13 protein-coding genes and 1 pseudogene are annotated in these 14,441 nt (G+C 60.8%); 7 read left to right on the top strand and 7 right to left on the bottom strand.

What is annotated here, in order from left to right:
- Positions 1–66: 66 nt before the first annotated feature.
- Positions 67–1,305 carry an ArgE/DapE family deacylase gene (locus tag AC3WOG_RS26005; RefSeq protein ID WP_492580747.1) on the top strand — a complete coding sequence of 413 codons (1,239 nt, stop codon included), beginning with the start codon at positions 67–69 and terminating at the stop codon, positions 1,303–1,305.
- Positions 1,306–1,320: 15 nt separating this feature from the next.
- Here AC3WOG_RS26005 and AC3WOG_RS26000 read toward each other — a convergent pair whose 3' ends face one another.
- Positions 1,321–1,911 carry a GntR family transcriptional regulator gene (locus tag AC3WOG_RS26000; protein WP_492580746.1) on the bottom strand — a complete coding sequence of 197 codons (591 nt, stop codon included), beginning with the start codon at positions 1,909–1,911 and terminating at the stop codon, positions 1,321–1,323.
- Between the two features lie 658 nt (positions 1,912–2,569).
- Between AC3WOG_RS26000 and AC3WOG_RS25995 the strand changes: the two genes are divergently transcribed.
- A complete protein-coding gene (locus AC3WOG_RS25995) occupies positions 2,570–3,067 on the top strand; it encodes an ester cyclase (RefSeq protein WP_492580745.1) in 498 nt (165 codons plus the stop codon).
- 348 nt (positions 3,068–3,415) lie between these two features.
- Here AC3WOG_RS25995 and AC3WOG_RS25990 read toward each other — a convergent pair whose 3' ends face one another.
- A complete protein-coding gene (locus AC3WOG_RS25990) occupies positions 3,416–3,898 on the bottom strand; it encodes a lipocalin-like domain-containing protein (RefSeq protein ID WP_492580744.1) in 483 nt (160 codons plus the stop codon).
- 435 nt (positions 3,899–4,333) lie between these two features.
- On the opposite strand from AC3WOG_RS25990, the gene AC3WOG_RS25985 reads away from it, so the two are divergent.
- Positions 4,334–4,651 carry a hypothetical protein gene (locus tag AC3WOG_RS25985; RefSeq protein ID WP_492580743.1) on the top strand — a complete coding sequence of 106 codons (318 nt, stop codon included), beginning with the start codon at positions 4,334–4,336 and terminating at the stop codon, positions 4,649–4,651.
- 167 nt (positions 4,652–4,818) lie between these two features.
- Positions 4,819–5,079, top strand: coding sequence for a transcriptional regulator (locus tag AC3WOG_RS25980; protein ID WP_492580742.1), 261 nt, complete (start codon positions 4,819–4,821; stop codon positions 5,077–5,079).
- A gap of 497 nt (positions 5,080–5,576) precedes the next feature.
- Here the strand turns inward: AC3WOG_RS25980 and AC3WOG_RS25975 are convergent, their stop codons facing one another.
- Both AC3WOG_RS25975 and AC3WOG_RS25970 read right to left on the bottom strand, forming a co-directional pair.
- Entirely contained in the window at positions 5,577–6,335 is a 759-nt protein-coding gene (locus tag AC3WOG_RS25975; protein ID WP_492580741.1) for an SDR family oxidoreductase, read from the bottom strand.
- A 65-nt stretch (positions 6,336–6,400) separates the two neighbouring features.
- Positions 6,401–7,150: an SDR family oxidoreductase gene (locus tag AC3WOG_RS25970; RefSeq protein ID WP_492580740.1), complete on the bottom strand. Its 750-nt coding sequence runs from the start codon at positions 7,148–7,150 to the stop codon at positions 6,401–6,403.
- Positions 7,151–7,251: 101 nt separating this feature from the next.
- Between AC3WOG_RS25970 and AC3WOG_RS25965 the strand changes: the two genes are divergently transcribed.
- The 3 genes from AC3WOG_RS25965 to AC3WOG_RS25955 all read left to right on the top strand — a co-directional run bounded on the left by AC3WOG_RS25965 (position 7,252) and on the right by AC3WOG_RS25955 (position 11,095).
- A complete protein-coding gene (locus AC3WOG_RS25965) occupies positions 7,252–8,169 on the top strand; it encodes an AraC family transcriptional regulator (RefSeq protein ID WP_492580739.1) in 918 nt (305 codons plus the stop codon).
- 1,094 nt (positions 8,170–9,263) lie between these two features.
- Positions 9,264–10,424: a porin gene (locus tag AC3WOG_RS25960; protein WP_492580738.1), complete on the top strand. Its 1,161-nt coding sequence runs from the start codon at positions 9,264–9,266 to the stop codon at positions 10,422–10,424.
- Positions 10,425–10,675: 251 nt separating this feature from the next.
- Complete coding sequence (locus tag AC3WOG_RS25955) at positions 10,676–11,095, top strand: DUF1801 domain-containing protein (RefSeq protein WP_492582452.1); 420 nt, start codon at positions 10,676–10,678, stop codon at positions 11,093–11,095.
- 60 nt (positions 11,096–11,155) lie between these two features.
- Here AC3WOG_RS25955 and AC3WOG_RS25950 read toward each other — a convergent pair whose 3' ends face one another.
- The 3 genes and pseudogenes from AC3WOG_RS25950 to AC3WOG_RS25940 form a co-directional block, all read right to left on the bottom strand.
- On the bottom strand, positions 11,156–12,016 hold the full coding sequence (locus AC3WOG_RS25950; protein WP_492580737.1) for a class I SAM-dependent methyltransferase: 861 nt from the start codon (positions 12,014–12,016) through the stop codon (positions 11,156–11,158).
- Between the two features lie 113 nt (positions 12,017–12,129).
- A complete protein-coding gene (locus tag AC3WOG_RS25945; protein ID WP_492580736.1) occupies positions 12,130–13,368 on the bottom strand; it encodes an EAL and HDOD domain-containing protein in 1,239 nt (412 codons plus the stop codon).
- Positions 13,369–13,974: 606 nt separating this feature from the next.
- Positions 13,975–14,232 (bottom strand): annotated as a pseudogene (locus tag AC3WOG_RS25940) (PhzF family phenazine biosynthesis protein); the annotation flags it as partial.
- Positions 14,233–14,441 lie beyond the last annotated feature (209 nt).

Raw genomic sequence — 14,441 nt, 5'->3', positions numbered from 1 at the left:
TGCCAGCAGCATAGCGTTGCGCTTTTTCAAACCTGCCATACCGGTTCTCAAGTCATCCAGGTCACCATGAATCAACATCTGCTTACCTCGGCGCTGCTGGCGAGCATCGATCGCCACTTCGATACCGAAGTCGAATTTCTTTCCACGCTTGTCAAGATGCCATCGGACAATCCGCCGGGTGACTGCGCGAGCCACGCCGAAAAGGCGGCGCTCGCGCTCGAGTCGTTTGGCCTTACGGTCGAACGCTATCCGGTCCCACACGCCGACGTCGCGCGCGCCGGTATGATCAGCGCGACGAATCTGGTCGTCCGGCATCGTTTCGGCGAAGGACCGGTCATCGCGCTGAACGCGCACGGCGATGTCGTCCCACCCGGCGATGGCTGGTCCGTTGATCCCTACGGCGCCGAGATCCATGATGGCTGGCTGTTCGGACGCGGCGCCGCGGTATCGAAGTCGGACTTCGCGACCTATGCGTTCGCGTTGAAGGCGTTGATCGACAGCCAGGCGGAACTCGACGGAACCGTCGAGTTGCACCTGACCTACGACGAGGAGAGCGGCGGCCTGATCGGCCCAGCGTGGCTGCTGAGGGAAGGCATCGTGAAGCCGGACTACGCGATCTGCGCCGGTTTCTCCTATTCGATCACCACCGCGCACAATGGCGCGATTCACCTCGAAGTCGTCGTGCGCGGAAAATCCGCGCACGCGGCACGGCCCGACACCGGGCACGATGCGTTGGAAGCCGCGACGGCAGTGCTCAACGCGCTGTACGGACATCGCGAGGCGTTGAAAACGATCCGCTCCAGCACGCCCGGCATCGATCATCCGACGCTCGTGGTGGGTTTGATCGAAGGCGGGATCAATACAAACGTGGTGCCGGACAAGGTCAGCTTGCGCGTGGACCGGCGGGTGATCCCGGAAGAAGATCCAGGAACGGTGCGGTCGCAGTTAAGAAGGTTGATAGACGACGCGGTAGCAGGCTTGCCGGGCATTTCGGCAAATGTGCGCGAAGTGCTGGCGACGTCGCCGCTGCGTCCCATAGAAGGGGCCGAGCGCCTGTCGGCAGCATTGCAGCGCGCCGCGAAGACGACGTTGCAGCAGGATATTCCGACCGAGGGCGTTCCGCTCTACACCGATGCGCGACTGTATTGCGAGGCGGGTGTTCCGACAGTTATCTACGGAGCGGGGCCGCGCACGCTGCTGGAAGCGAACGGTCATCGAGCCGATGAACGTGTGGCACTTGAAGATCTGCGTATCGCCACCCAAACGATCGCGCTCGCACTCGCAGATCTGCTGGCGCGAGCCTGATCGAGCAGATCCGGTTCAGGGACCGCTGCCTTCACTCAGACGGTTAAGCACGAAACGGCGCAGGTTCTGTAGGTGCGTGCGAACGGCGGCGCGTGCAGCATCTGTGTCGTCGGCAGCGTACGCTTCGAGGATCGCAAGGTGCTCGGCACGATCTTCCTCGATTCGATTGAAAGGCGTCGTGAGTTCGAACAGCCGGCTGTTCGTGCGCACAACTTCGATCATCCGCGCGAGCACTTCATTGCCGCTTGCATGTGCCATCATCGTGTGCACCTGATCGTCGATCTGCCAGTGTTCCTGCTCCTGCTGCCCACTGCGCAAAGCTTTGATCTTCTTTATCAGTTGCTGGATCTGCTTTTTGTCGATCTTGCCGATGGCAAGGCCGACGGCCTCCGCTTCGAGCAGTTCGCGCACCTTCATTGCCTGTAAATATTCCTGCGCGCTGACGAAGCGCACCGAATAAGAGCGGGCCCCGGCGCGCGTCAACAGCCCCTCGCCTTCAAGCCGCAGCAATGCTTCGCGCATGGGCGTGCGGGAAATGTTGAGCTCCTCGGCCAGCCGCCCTTCAACGACAGCGCCGCCGCTTCGTAATGCCTTGTCGAGGATCATTCGCCGCAAAGTCTGATAGGCCAGTTCCCCCAGTTTTTCCGGGGTTGTCAGGGAAGATGCTGTCACGTCGTCTCACTCACTTCAGATGTACGGTATACGCATTGTATGCGATCGAACCATCATCTTCGCTTCGCCATGCGCGATTGGCCGTTGTCTGAGCGCAGGTGACGCTCAAATGTCCACATTGATGCGCGGTCGAACGACTGAGATTGGCCGCATTGAGCCGGATGACGACTGTCTCAGGTCGACCCGGAAGCGACACTCGCCTGCTCCGAAGCTGCCGTTCAGGATGCGACGACGGTAGCGCAACGTGTAGATGCTGCGGATTAGCCTGTCGAACTCGAAGATCGCCCGCCGCGTCGGATTTGGCGCGGTGTAGGTACATACCATCGCGGGCTGGCCTGGATGAACGCATGTGATGCGGCGGACGATGCAGGACGGCGGCGACCTGGACTTCGATATGGTGTCGGCGTTCAGCGTTGAATTTGTCCGGTATTGCCAGCGCGCCATGTTTCGTGGACCACCATCCTACCGGGGAGCCATCGCCTCGATGCACCAACGCCGGAGAACGCGGCTCATCTGATGCTGTCGACAATTCTTGACTCTGCGTGAATGGGCGAATACGCTCGAACTCCATGACTCTTGAAAAGGAGTGCTCATGGACAGGCGAAACATGATGCGCGGCCTGGTGATTTCCGGTGCCGGATTCTCGGTCATGACGCCGTCGCTGGCCGCGCCAGACCTGATGGTAAAGACTCTCGCCGAGCAATTCGCCGGGACTTTGAGCGCGCATGATATCGACGCGTTCGCGGCGCTGTACGCAGACGATTTCGTCAATCACCAGAGAACTGCCGCCTTGCCGCCTCCTCCAGTCGGCACGCGACCAAAGGATGCGGCGGTGGCGTACTTTGCAAGCCGCCTCAAAGGAATGCCCGACCTCGCCGTGTCGATCGAGGTGATGGTGGGCAATGGGGATATGTTCGCGGCCAGCTTCGTCTACGAGGGCACGCATCAGGGCGTGTATTTCGGTATCGCGCCGACCGGAAAGAAATTGCGGTTCACGTCCTGCGACATCTTTCGTGTCGCCGACGGAAAGATCGCGGAGCACTGGGGTATGGGCGACATCGCGGGCACGCTGGCGCAATTGAAATCGTAAGAGGCGGCAGCGACGTCAGTTCAGCAGGGGGCTCCACGCCGGGTCGCTCGCAGAGGACGGGGTTGGCACCGCGAATTCCTGGCGGCCGGGAATGCCCATCACGTAGATTTGGCGACGTTGATGCCGCAGGTGTTTGCCTGCGGCGTCCGCTTCATATCCACAGGATTCCTCCGCGGGATAAGGGCTCGAATAATCCCGCAATGCGAAATCAATCCGAGCCTAGAACCTTTAATTAGCAACACTATCGGCATGCTAAGTGCCCGTCAGCCAGAAAGGGCTGATCGATAAAAACCAGCCCCACTTGCTCGGGGCTGCGGCACGCAACAACGAACGCGCTTCAGCGCAATGCTACTTGACGCGCGCCCAGACTACGTCACCCTGGCCACCGCCGCTCGATGGTGCGTTGACGGTATAGGTCAGTTGATCCCCGGAAACCTTGAACGCCCGCTTGAACGTACTGCCGTCGTAATTCGGGAATGTGCCGACCTCGACATTGAATGTAATGGTTTTGTCGTTCGCGTCCACCGTGTACTTGCCGAAATGCGCGATGCTGCCGCCTACGATCGCCTTATTTTCCTCTGCGGTCCCTTTGACTCGCGTACCCGCGGCGACTTTCGGCAGCGTCGCGCGTGCGAGGATGATGGAATAGTGGCCGTCCGGTCCCAGGATCAGCTGGCCGCGCGGATTGTCGCCGAACTGCGCGGCCGAGACGAGGGTATAAGTGCCGGCGACGCTCCTGGCGTCCTGCGCGGCTGCGTTCCCGGTAGACAATGCGAATGCCGCGATCAGCAGCAAAGCGGAAACTGCGAAAAGGTTGTTGCTGTTATTCATGGTCATCCTCGCAGGTGTTTTGGCGCCACGGGCTCAGCCCCAAGCGTCCTTAAACAGGATAGGTGAGTTAGAGCAAATTAGAGGGGCCGTGGTCGAATTTTGTCTCGGTGCACCGCATCGAGAAGGCAAGCGGCCGCTCTCTCCTGCTTAATTCCGTACGAATTGTTTTGCAAATCGTGGCACAAACCTATCCGGCTTTCACCCGTACCCACTACTACATCCAGGATGCTGACAGGAACGGCACGAACTACCTGTCTGTCCATGCGGGATGCGTTCACTATGGGTCTATGTTGACTGTCCGCTCCTGGCCGTCTGTTGCCTGTCGTTGCCACAGCATCCGATCCCTTTCAAGAGCGGGCACAAGCGCCCTGCTAGTGCGGCTTTCGTGGTTGCAATGGGGCTACACTGAAAGAGCAATCGAAGCAGGAGAAAGCCATGACAAACTCTGACCCTACGAGCACCTTCCGAGGGCTGCCGCTTACCGCGGAACAGGACGCGGAAGTAAGACACTACATAAAGGTCCGAAGGCAGCGTGGGCTGCCGTGGGATACGTCTGAACTGAACGCGATGCTCAAAGACATGCTGCAGCCCCCAGGTGACGGCAACGACGAATTCGATGCCCCGGCAGACGAAACGAAAGCTGCCGCCGAGCGCGCAATGGCGTCGGTTGACGAAGCGATGGAACCCATCGAGGCGAGCGAGGAACGGAATGCAGCCATGGAGTCGGAAAGCATGAAAGGGGCCAAGCGATAGAACGGCAAGCAATAGTGACGCTTGCTTCCTGGCAGCACCGATACGGGGGCGATTACGACGCGTACCTCATGGGTGCGGTGCGCAGATTTCCACACTTGAGCGGGTGTCGTCGGTCCCCATCACGATAGGACTCCACGACGTCTCCGTTGAACACAAGGGGGCCGAACATGCGGCTGATCGAACCGGATGAACACAAAGACTTTCTAGCGACCCTGGAGCGCAGTGGTTTGGCAGAAGGCGATTTCGCTCTTCTGGAAACAGATACGACGGACCCGAAAGGTGACGAGAACCTTGGTCTACAGGGCTACGTCACGATAGTCCGGCTATCGACGCAAGTCACGAAGGAATACGTGATCGGCGACGAAAGCGATTGGCTACAGCATTTCACGAAAGATCTCGAAGCGGGCGTCTTCAACAGGCCGGAATGAGAGTTCGAATGCTATCGAAGTGCCGGTGAAAGATGACCTGGCCACGCGGGTACCCGGAAAAAAAGCGGCATATTCAAGCCGCACTCGGCAGAACAGCTTCGTCTCCGGCCCACCGGTTGCGTCTGGCCGGGCTGCGGCCGTCGGCACTGACGGCCCTCGACCCTGAACCGCCGTTCGAACTCGCGCCACAGCAACGGCTGCTTCCGAGGCGCAACTGCCGGTCACCTCATCGAATTTGCCGAGTGGCCGCTTGGCCGACATCAATCCGATGACGGCTAAACGCAACGCAGTGACCGATGGTTTAGGCGAACAGCCGTCAAGATGTGGATTCTCAGACAGACGTCCATCCAGGAAACGCAAGATCAGTTGTTCAGCGGTTTCCACACTGGAAGATCGCAACCAGGCAGCGCTCCGCCGACCCTGCGCCTCCCAGCGCATCATTTGCATTCGCCCCGGCCCAATCCATCGCCCCCTTCGATCACGCGCTCGAGACTACATCACCACGGAATCGTTTTGTTTTCCCAGCGCGTGAACGTCCCTGTCGGGCTGTCCGGGCCCAGCAGCGCGACGCGCACCGCCTCGCGCGCGCCCTCCTCGACAGTCTCCGTGCCCGCATATCCGTTGAGGTTCGTCCTGGTAAAGCCCGGAGAGACAGCATTGACCTTGATCCCCTCCGGCTCCAGTTCGATCGCCATGGCGACCGTCAAAGCGTTGAGAGCCGTCTTGGACGCCGGGTAGACTGGGCCGAAGATCGCGCGGTAGGCGAAAGCCAGGTCCGAGTTCGTTGTCAGCGACCCAACGCCGCTCGACACGTTGACGATGCGGGCTGCCGGCGCCTTGCGCAGGAGCAGCAGCATCGCCTGGTAAACGGCGAGGACGCCAAACACGTTGGTGTCCCACACCGCGCGCATTTCGTCGAGGGACACGTTGCTCGGGCGGGTCGTCCTCGCGTACTCCTCGACGGACTGGCCGGGCTGCTTGTTCGTATTCGAGATCGCCGCGTTGTTGATGAGCACATCAAGGCGACCGAACTCCTTGCGGATGCGCTCCGCCGCAGCAGCGATCGAAGCCTGATCCGTCACGTCGAGCTGAAGCGCGCGTGCGTCCGACCCCACCTCCGTCGCCGCAGCCTCGCCGCGCTCGAGATTGCGCGACCCGACCAGCACAGTGAAACCGTGCGCCACGAGATCTTTTGCGATCTGAAGGCCGATTCCTTGATTCGCCCCGGTGACCAGAGCGATGGGTTTGTCCTGCATGGCAATCTCCATGTTGTATTGCGTTATAGCGTGGCCCTGAAATTCAGGGCGGTGGCGCCAGTCGATCAGCGAACCTCGGCCGCCCATGCTTCGGCGTCGGCGCCGGCCGGGATGCGCATCGGCGATGACGGGTCGGTCGCCGCGCGCCACACCGCTTCGGCGACGTCCTGTGCGTGGGTAATCGGGGAAGACGTATCCCCCAGCCGTGCGACGACCTCCTTGACGAGATCGGCATAGGTTTCGTGGTCAAAGCCGTGTATGTGGGCGCGCGCGTTCTCGCCGAAGCGGGTGTCGGGCGCACGGCCCGGCAGCACCAGGTGTGCCCGCACGCCGAACTGCTCGAGTTCCAGCGCCATCGATTCGGTGAATGCATTCACCGCCACCTTGCTCGCACGGTACGCGGCGAGCAGGGGCAGTGCCTTCAACGTCACGCTCGACGTGACGTTCACGACGACGCCGGCCTTGCGCTGCCGGAACTGGGGCAGCACCGCTTGCGTCAATGCGATCGTGCCGAAGGTGTTGGTCTCGAAGAGCTCGCGCACCGTCGCGAGCGGGACGAGTTCGGCCGGGGAAGCCGCGCCGAAGCCCGCGTTGTTCACGAGGACGTCGATCGGGCCCGCGACCTCGACCGCCTCGCGAATGCTCTCCGGATTCGTGACGTCGAGCGCCAGCACGCGCAGGCGGACTGACGGCGGCAGCACGTCGGCGCGCGGCGTGCGCATCGTGGCGACGACCTGCCAGTCGCGGGCCAGGAAGTAGCGGGCGATCTCGAGGCCGAAACCGGAAGAGCAGCCGGTGATCAGGACGGTTTGCATGGGAATTCCTGTGAGGTGGTTTGCGTGAGCTCCTACGATAGGTCTCCGAGGCCGTACTTGCTACAATCAATAATCCGAATTTCATTTGCAGGAGTCCGGCGATGATCGATCCGTTGGCCGAGGTGGTGGCGCTGCTGCAGCCGGGTGCCCGGTTCTCGAAACTCGTCCTCGGCGCGAGCCCCTGGCGCACCGGTCGTTCGAATGCCGGCCAGCCGTTCTATTGCGTGATCCTCGAGGGCGGGTGCCGCATCGCAATCGACGGACACGAGCCCATCGAACTCCAGTCGGGTGACTTCGTCCTGATTCCCGCGGCCTACGGCGTCGCGTTGTCCAGCCTCGAGCCGCCGCCGGGCCTGGAAACGCCGGCGCCCGTCGCGCTGGGCAACGGTGAATTCAGAATCGGCCCCCCGGGCAATCCGATCGACGCGCGGATGATGGCGGGTCACTGCAGCTTCGGTTCGCCGGATGCGCCCCTGCTGGTCTCGCTGCTGCCGCAAATCATGCATGTCCGCGGCGAACAGCGGCTGGCCACGCTCGTGCAACTCGTGCGAGAGGAATCACGCGAGCAGCGGCCCGCGCGCGAAGTCGTGCTCTCACGGCTGCTGGAAGTGCTGCTCATCGAGGCGCTGCGTTCCACGGCAGGAAGAACGAACGCGTCACCGGGTCTCGTGAGCGGGCTCGCCGACTGCCGCCTCGCGGCCGCGATCCGCGGGATGCACGCACGCCCGACGCACGCGTGGACCGTCGCCGAGCTCGCGAAGGAGGCCGCGCTCTCGCGCTCGACCTTCTTCGAGCGCTTCAGCCGCGCGGTCGGCGTCGCGCCGATGGAATATCTGCTCACCTGGCGCATGGCACTCGCGAAGGATCTGCTGCGCCGTAACAAAGGCCGTGTCGCCGAGATCGCGGAGCGCGTCGGCTATAGCTCCGCCAGCACCTTCAGCGTTGCCTTCACGCGGCACGTTGGCCGGCCGCCGACGCAGTACGCGCGCGAGGAGCAGGCGGCCGCGAACGACGCGTAAAGCGGCGCAAACAGGCTGTTCCCGGATCTGGACGCGCGTCTCTGGCTCAACCAGGTCCCACACGCACATACTGCGCGATGCCCAGATAGCTCGGTGGGCGGCCGGGTATTCGCTTCTCGCCTTCGAGTTTGACAAGTGGAACGGCTGCGACGGGTCGAACGACTGAAACGGCTCGCGCAGTAAAGGGGCGCCTCGTCGACTTTGCGGTCTGACAGCTTGGGGAGTAACAATAAGCGTGCTCTTTCCTGAATCGATATCCGACGGACCGATGACAGCCTGCGCGTTGCCCGCACCGTTCGAACCAAACGCATGTCCCCAGCCCGCGGATCCATACACGTCCGTACGCTTGCTCAGCAGATAATCGGCTGCGAGCTTGCCGTCAGGCCACGGTAGACCGGTGCGGGCGGCGCAGCGTTCGCCGGCCGGAGGGGAATGCGGTTCATCGAGGTGTTCTCCACTTGAAGTCGACCGCCCCACCTTCTGCAACCGGATGCTACGGAGTGCTACGCTGCAGCCGGCAATGGAGTCGGTCACTGCTGCGCGAATGCCTGGCGGAGATGTTCCGCAGGTTTTCGCGCAGCCACATAAACACAATATCAATCGCTAGTTCACCTGTGAAATAGGCCAATATCGGTCTGCCATTGCGTTACTGCATGACTGCCTTTCACTGTCCGGCGTCGACGAGCGCCTTCGGCGCTGCGTGTTGCTGCAAACCCCATTAATTGCATACGCGCATCCGACGAGCCGTCCGTGCCCACGACCTTGATCGCCGGCTTACGGCCTTCACGCGGTGCCCCGCCGTCTTTATTTTTTTGACGCGCTATTTATTTTCGACGCCATATCATCGGAGGGTTCGTTTTCGTCCGCACTGGCTATAACGCGTCCAGTTCGCCGATTTGAAAACCACGCTGTAAACCAGCATTCCCCATTGGGGCCATTGGAATTGCGTTGCACGCAATAATCAACAAACGAGTTCTAAAGTTTTCGCAATTAGCGTGGCAAAGGATTGCAAAAACATTACATGCCCCTTTATGGCGCTGGTCGATAGAGCAATTGATTCCCTCAATCACCGCTAAATCATGGAGCCAACAAGTATGAAAAAGTCTTTACTCGCGATCGCGCTCTCCGGAGCCTTTACTATTTCGGTGCACGCGGAAAGCAGCGTGACACTCTACGGTCTCATCGATACGGGCCTGGTCTACACGAACAATCAGCTCGGACATAGCAACTGGCAGGAAGTGACCAGCTCGACACAGAACACGGTCTTCGGCCTCAAGGGTTCGGAGGATCTTGGCGGTGGTTTGCACGCGGTCTTCAAGCTGGAGCAAGGATTCCTTCTGAATAACGGCACCCAGGCGTTCTCCGGCGATGGCTTCGGCTCTCAGGCATGGGTCGGATTGCAAAGCGATCCATACGGCACCTTGACGTTCGGCCGCCAGTTCGACGTGATGAACGACCTCGTCGGACCGCTCACGGCAGGGTCCAACACGTGGGGCGGCAACATGGCCGCGCATCCGTTCGAAAACGACAACCTTGCTGCGGACTCGGTCGTTGTCAACAATACCGTCAAGTACGCGAGCCCGGCTTACCACGGCGTCACTTTCGAAACGATGTATGCCTTCAGCAACAAGGCAGGCAGCTTCGCGAACAACCGCTCATACGGCTTCGGCGTTTCGTACTCGGAGGGTCCTGTCAATCTCGCTGCCGGATACCTGCAATTCAACAACGCAGGCAGCGGGGGCGGCGCCGTGACCCAAGGCGATACCAGCGCGAACTTCCTTGCACAACGCCAGCGTATCTGGTCGCTTGGCGGTAACTACACCTTCGGGCCGGCTACCGTCGGATTGGTCTGGAGCCATACCCAGATGGACAACACGTCGGGCGTGTTCTCCTTCGGCACCGGCACTTACCTCGGTGCCAACGACTCTTCCGCTGGAACCCTTGGCGGCTCACTCCGTCTCGACAACTACGAAGTGAACGCGAAGTACGCGATCACGCCGGCGTTGAGCGTGTCGGGCGAATACACCTACACGCATGGCGCATATAACGGCTCGTCGCCGGGATGGAATACGGCGATGCTCCAGACCGATTACGCGCTCAGCAAGCGCACCGACTTCTATCTTGAAGGTGTCTATCAGAACGTGCATGGTGCGCCTGCAGACTCCGTGCTCTCGCATGCCATGATCAACACGCTTTCGCCGTCGTCGACGAACACGCAAGTGGCAGTCACGGTGGGCATGCGTCACGCGTTCTGACCGGCCTCGCATCACGCGACCGGCAATGACGTATGCCTGAGCCCTGTCAGGCATACGTCCCGTTCAACCGCATCAAACGGCGCGCCCCCACATAGCCGGTCGCTCCTGTGACGACGAGCATTGTGCCGCTCCACGTTCCTGCTTGCCGCACACATATCCCGGTAGTAATCTAGGCCCTGCCGAAACGGCGCCCGCCCTCACCACATTGTGGTCGCATGAAACGAGATCAGAATTCAATGCAAAAAGATCCAATGAATCCATCGGAACGGATTGACCAGCTGATCGCAGAAATCACCGACTGGCGTGGCAAAACGTTCGCCAGCATCCGCAAGAACATCCTCGAGGCCGACCGGGAGATAATCGAGGAATGGAAGTGGATGGGAAGCCCAGTGTGGTCTCGCGACGGAATGATCGCGGTCGCCAACGCTCACAAAGGGAAGGTGAAGCTTACCTTTGCCCAAGGGGCGAGTCTTCCAGATCCTGACAAGCTCTTCAACGCGGGCCTCGAAGGCAACGCGAGACGAGCGATCGATTTTTTCGAGGGTGACAAGATCAATGAGCGTGCTCTAAAAAATCTCGTCCGTGCCGCGATTGATTACAACCAGAGCACGTTGAAGAAGAATGCGCCTGCGGGTACTCGAGCGAAAGTACCCAAAAGTACAAAAACATGAAGCTATAGCTTTTTCTCACGTGTGTCGTGCGGTCATGTCGGTCGGAAAGTATGCGGGCAGCTATGTAGTTGCTACCAGCAGTTCCTCCGCATTGTTTGGCGGGCGCAGATCATCTGTCCTGCCCGCGAAGTAGCGCCGGGTAAGATCGGCCGCCGAGACGTGCCGCGCATCTCTAAAGCCGGCTTCGTGGGCCAGCGCCAGGATCTCCGGCGGGGTGAAGAAGCTGAGGAACGGTGTCCCGCTTGCTCGCGCGCCCTTCTCCGCCATCTCGAGCCCGGGACGTACCTCGGGGTCCGCCAGCGCCAGCGGGAGCAGGAACGTCATGGCGAGCGTCGATCCTGGGGCGAGGGCCGCGACCTGGCGCAGCGTGGCCGCGTTCGCATCCCTGGTGAGATACATGCTGACGCCCGTGGAGACCACGATTGCCGGCTTGCTGTCATCGAAGCCGGCAGTCACGAGCCCGTCCCGCCAACTCCCCCCCGCCTCGAAATCGACCGGCACGAAGCGTAGCCAGTCCGGGACGCCGAAGCCGAGCTCGACCAGACGCTGACGCTTCCATGCCTGAGGACCTGGCTGGTCGATCTCGAACACGCTGAGGCGCGACGCGATCTCCGGCCTCCGCTGTGCGAAGCTGTCAAGGCCGGCGCCGAGGATGACATACTGACCAAGCCCGCGGCCGGCCTGTTCCACGACCAGGTCCTCAATGAAGCGAGCGCGAGCCACGATTGAGGCGCGAAAGGGCCGCGTGAACTGCGGGTCCATGTCCCCGCGGCCGCGCCAGTCCTTGTCCGGGGCGAGCAGCTTGAGGCCGATGTCGTCTTCCAGCACGTGCGGCGGGGAGTCGGCCTCGACATGCAGAGCGCGCCACAAGGCGACTCGCGCTGCGGTGCTGTCTGGCGCTACATCTCGCTTGTCGTTCATGACTTTCAATCCTGTTTGTTCGCCTTCGCCTGAAGCTGACCTGCTAGTACTGGGCCATGCCATGCAAGAAAGCGTTGTTGCTTCGGTCCCTTAGCGAATCATGTCAATGCATGTCAATAACACTCGATGATCTTCTGAAGCTTTTCGGGAGAGACCACCAGCCGTTGAAGCCTCAAAGTCGCCGCGTCCGCGTCGCCCCGTTCAAGCAGCGCGGCAATCGACAGCAACTCGCCGAGTACGCCGCCGCCGTTCAGGATGGCCTCGCGGATGGAATCAGAAACGGGTAACTCATCGACAAAGGCGCGAAGCTCCATGTGACAAGCGACATGTAGAAGCGACAGCATGCCCGTAAGATATGCGGTGGCCACCAGCGAAGGCGGTCCGTCCGCCATCGCGTCGATCGCCTCTTCCATAAAATGTGCCCGTCGCTGTGCGAGCAATGCGAGCGGATCCTCCTCGACCGGAAGCCCGTCCCGGTTAGCGTAAAGCAGCAGTCCGCACCAATGCAGCAGCCTGCGGCTGCCGGCTATCGAAAGGGCCTGCTTCAGCGATGAAATGCGCTCCGTTTTGCCGTTAGGCTGTTCACTGCTGTTTGCAAGCCGCAACAGTTGGGCTACCAGCATGGGTGTCTCTTTCAACGCCCGGGCAATACTACCCAGGGGGGCATCGCTGCCGACCAGGTCGAACACATGAAAGATGGCCTTCACCGGGGGCATCGAGCGCTTACCGGAAAGAATCTGCGGCTTCGCGAAATAATAGCCCTGCAGCAAATCACAACCCAGCTGCCGTGCAAGTTCCGCATCCTCTGCGTACTCAACCTTCTCAGCGAGCACGACCTTTCCCGCCCGTTTGAACTGGCTGACCAGCTCCGGTAACTCCGCGCGATCCACGAACAGCCAGTCGATCTTGACGATGTCGACGGACGGAAGGAACCGCCGGATGTCGTCGGTCATGGTCCGAACGTCGTCCAGTGCCAGCTGGAAGCCCGCGCCACGTAACTCACTGCATCGTCGCGAGAGGACCGAACTCGGTTCGACCGACTCCAGGATCTCCAGAACGAAACGCGACGCCGGCAGCACATCGGGGTAGTCCGAGAACAGAAAATCATGTGGGCAGTTAAGAAACGCCGCCTTGTTCCCGACCAGCCGCTCGAGACCGATCGAACCCACTGCACGCTCCACCACCGCTGTCGTAGAGCGCAGGTCGTCATTTATCCGGGCCACCCCGGTGGGTCCATCCCTGAACAGAAGTTCGTACGCGACAACGCGACCAGCCCGATCCATGATCGGTTGACGCGCCACAAACACAGCCGTATCGCCCGGCGCTGTGGCCTCGACTGGTACGCTGATCACGGTTGGCTCCCAATGGAAAGTTTTGCAATAGATGGGACGACGCGTTTCTGCCACCCTTCGCCGGCCTGCACGAGAGGACTGGCGCCCGAATCTGGTCGGCCCATTTTCAAAGTTAGTATGGCAACCCGCTGACCAGAAAGGCTTGTAATAGCCGGCAAGGAAACCGCTTTACGACGCTTGTTCCCGTTTCCGTTCCTGGTAATGTCCGCGGGACATCGCTATAACCACCCGAGAAACAGAAAATACGCTACGGGTGCGCATAAACGTTTGCATCATATTCCGAAATTGTCGACGATCGAGGCGTTGCTGTCGAACGGACGTTTCTGGTCGAGCGCCGTCAGACACGTCCGGCGTAAGTCCAGCCGCAAGAGGTGTTCAGCTACGCTCAAGCTGGCCATTCGACTTCATCGACTTACGGTTGACGTCGCATACGGTTGCTTCCGGCTCGCGCGATTGCTGGACGGGGTTCACATCTGCCGGAAAGCGCCACCTTTTCGCGGCGCACACCCTTAACGACCCTACGGCTGTCCATTCAGCGGAAACTCGATGTCGTCATCAAGCCTCGACGCTGATCGACCGCATAACTACCCCCGCGCCTCCAGCCATCAATCGCGAAATCTTGCTCCCGTCGGCCAAGGTACTGGCTGCTGTTTTCGGCTTGCCTGCATAGGGCGCCGCGAACGTCCACACGTGCTGGTACGCGCTTACCGGTATGACCCCCGCCTTGAACTCGAGCGTGAGGCTGTCGCCGGTCTGGACGACGTCTCGCACCACGTGTGCCGTGCCGAGCGCCGGATGTCCGGCAAATGGCATTTCATAGCCCGGCGTGAAAATGCCAACCTGCGCGCTCGCGCGATCTGACGGCGTGTCACCACTCGGTCAGCGTCATGCGGCTGGTGATGGTCGGACTCCGGCCGTTGGAATCAAGGCGCTTATCCGCTCGACCGGAGCGTTGCCTACAGGCGTTTTCAACGTGTGCGATGTGCCCGAGGACCGCTCCCCGAGCTACCGCGTGACAGCTACGCGAGCGGTCAAGTCTCTATGACGTCTCCCATCAAATCTTTGAGCGCCAG

The organism is Paraburkholderia sp. FW306-02-B (genome assembly GCF_058782725.1).
Note: the sequence above shows the minus strand (reverse complement) of the source record. Positions and strands in the feature narration are given on the sequence as shown.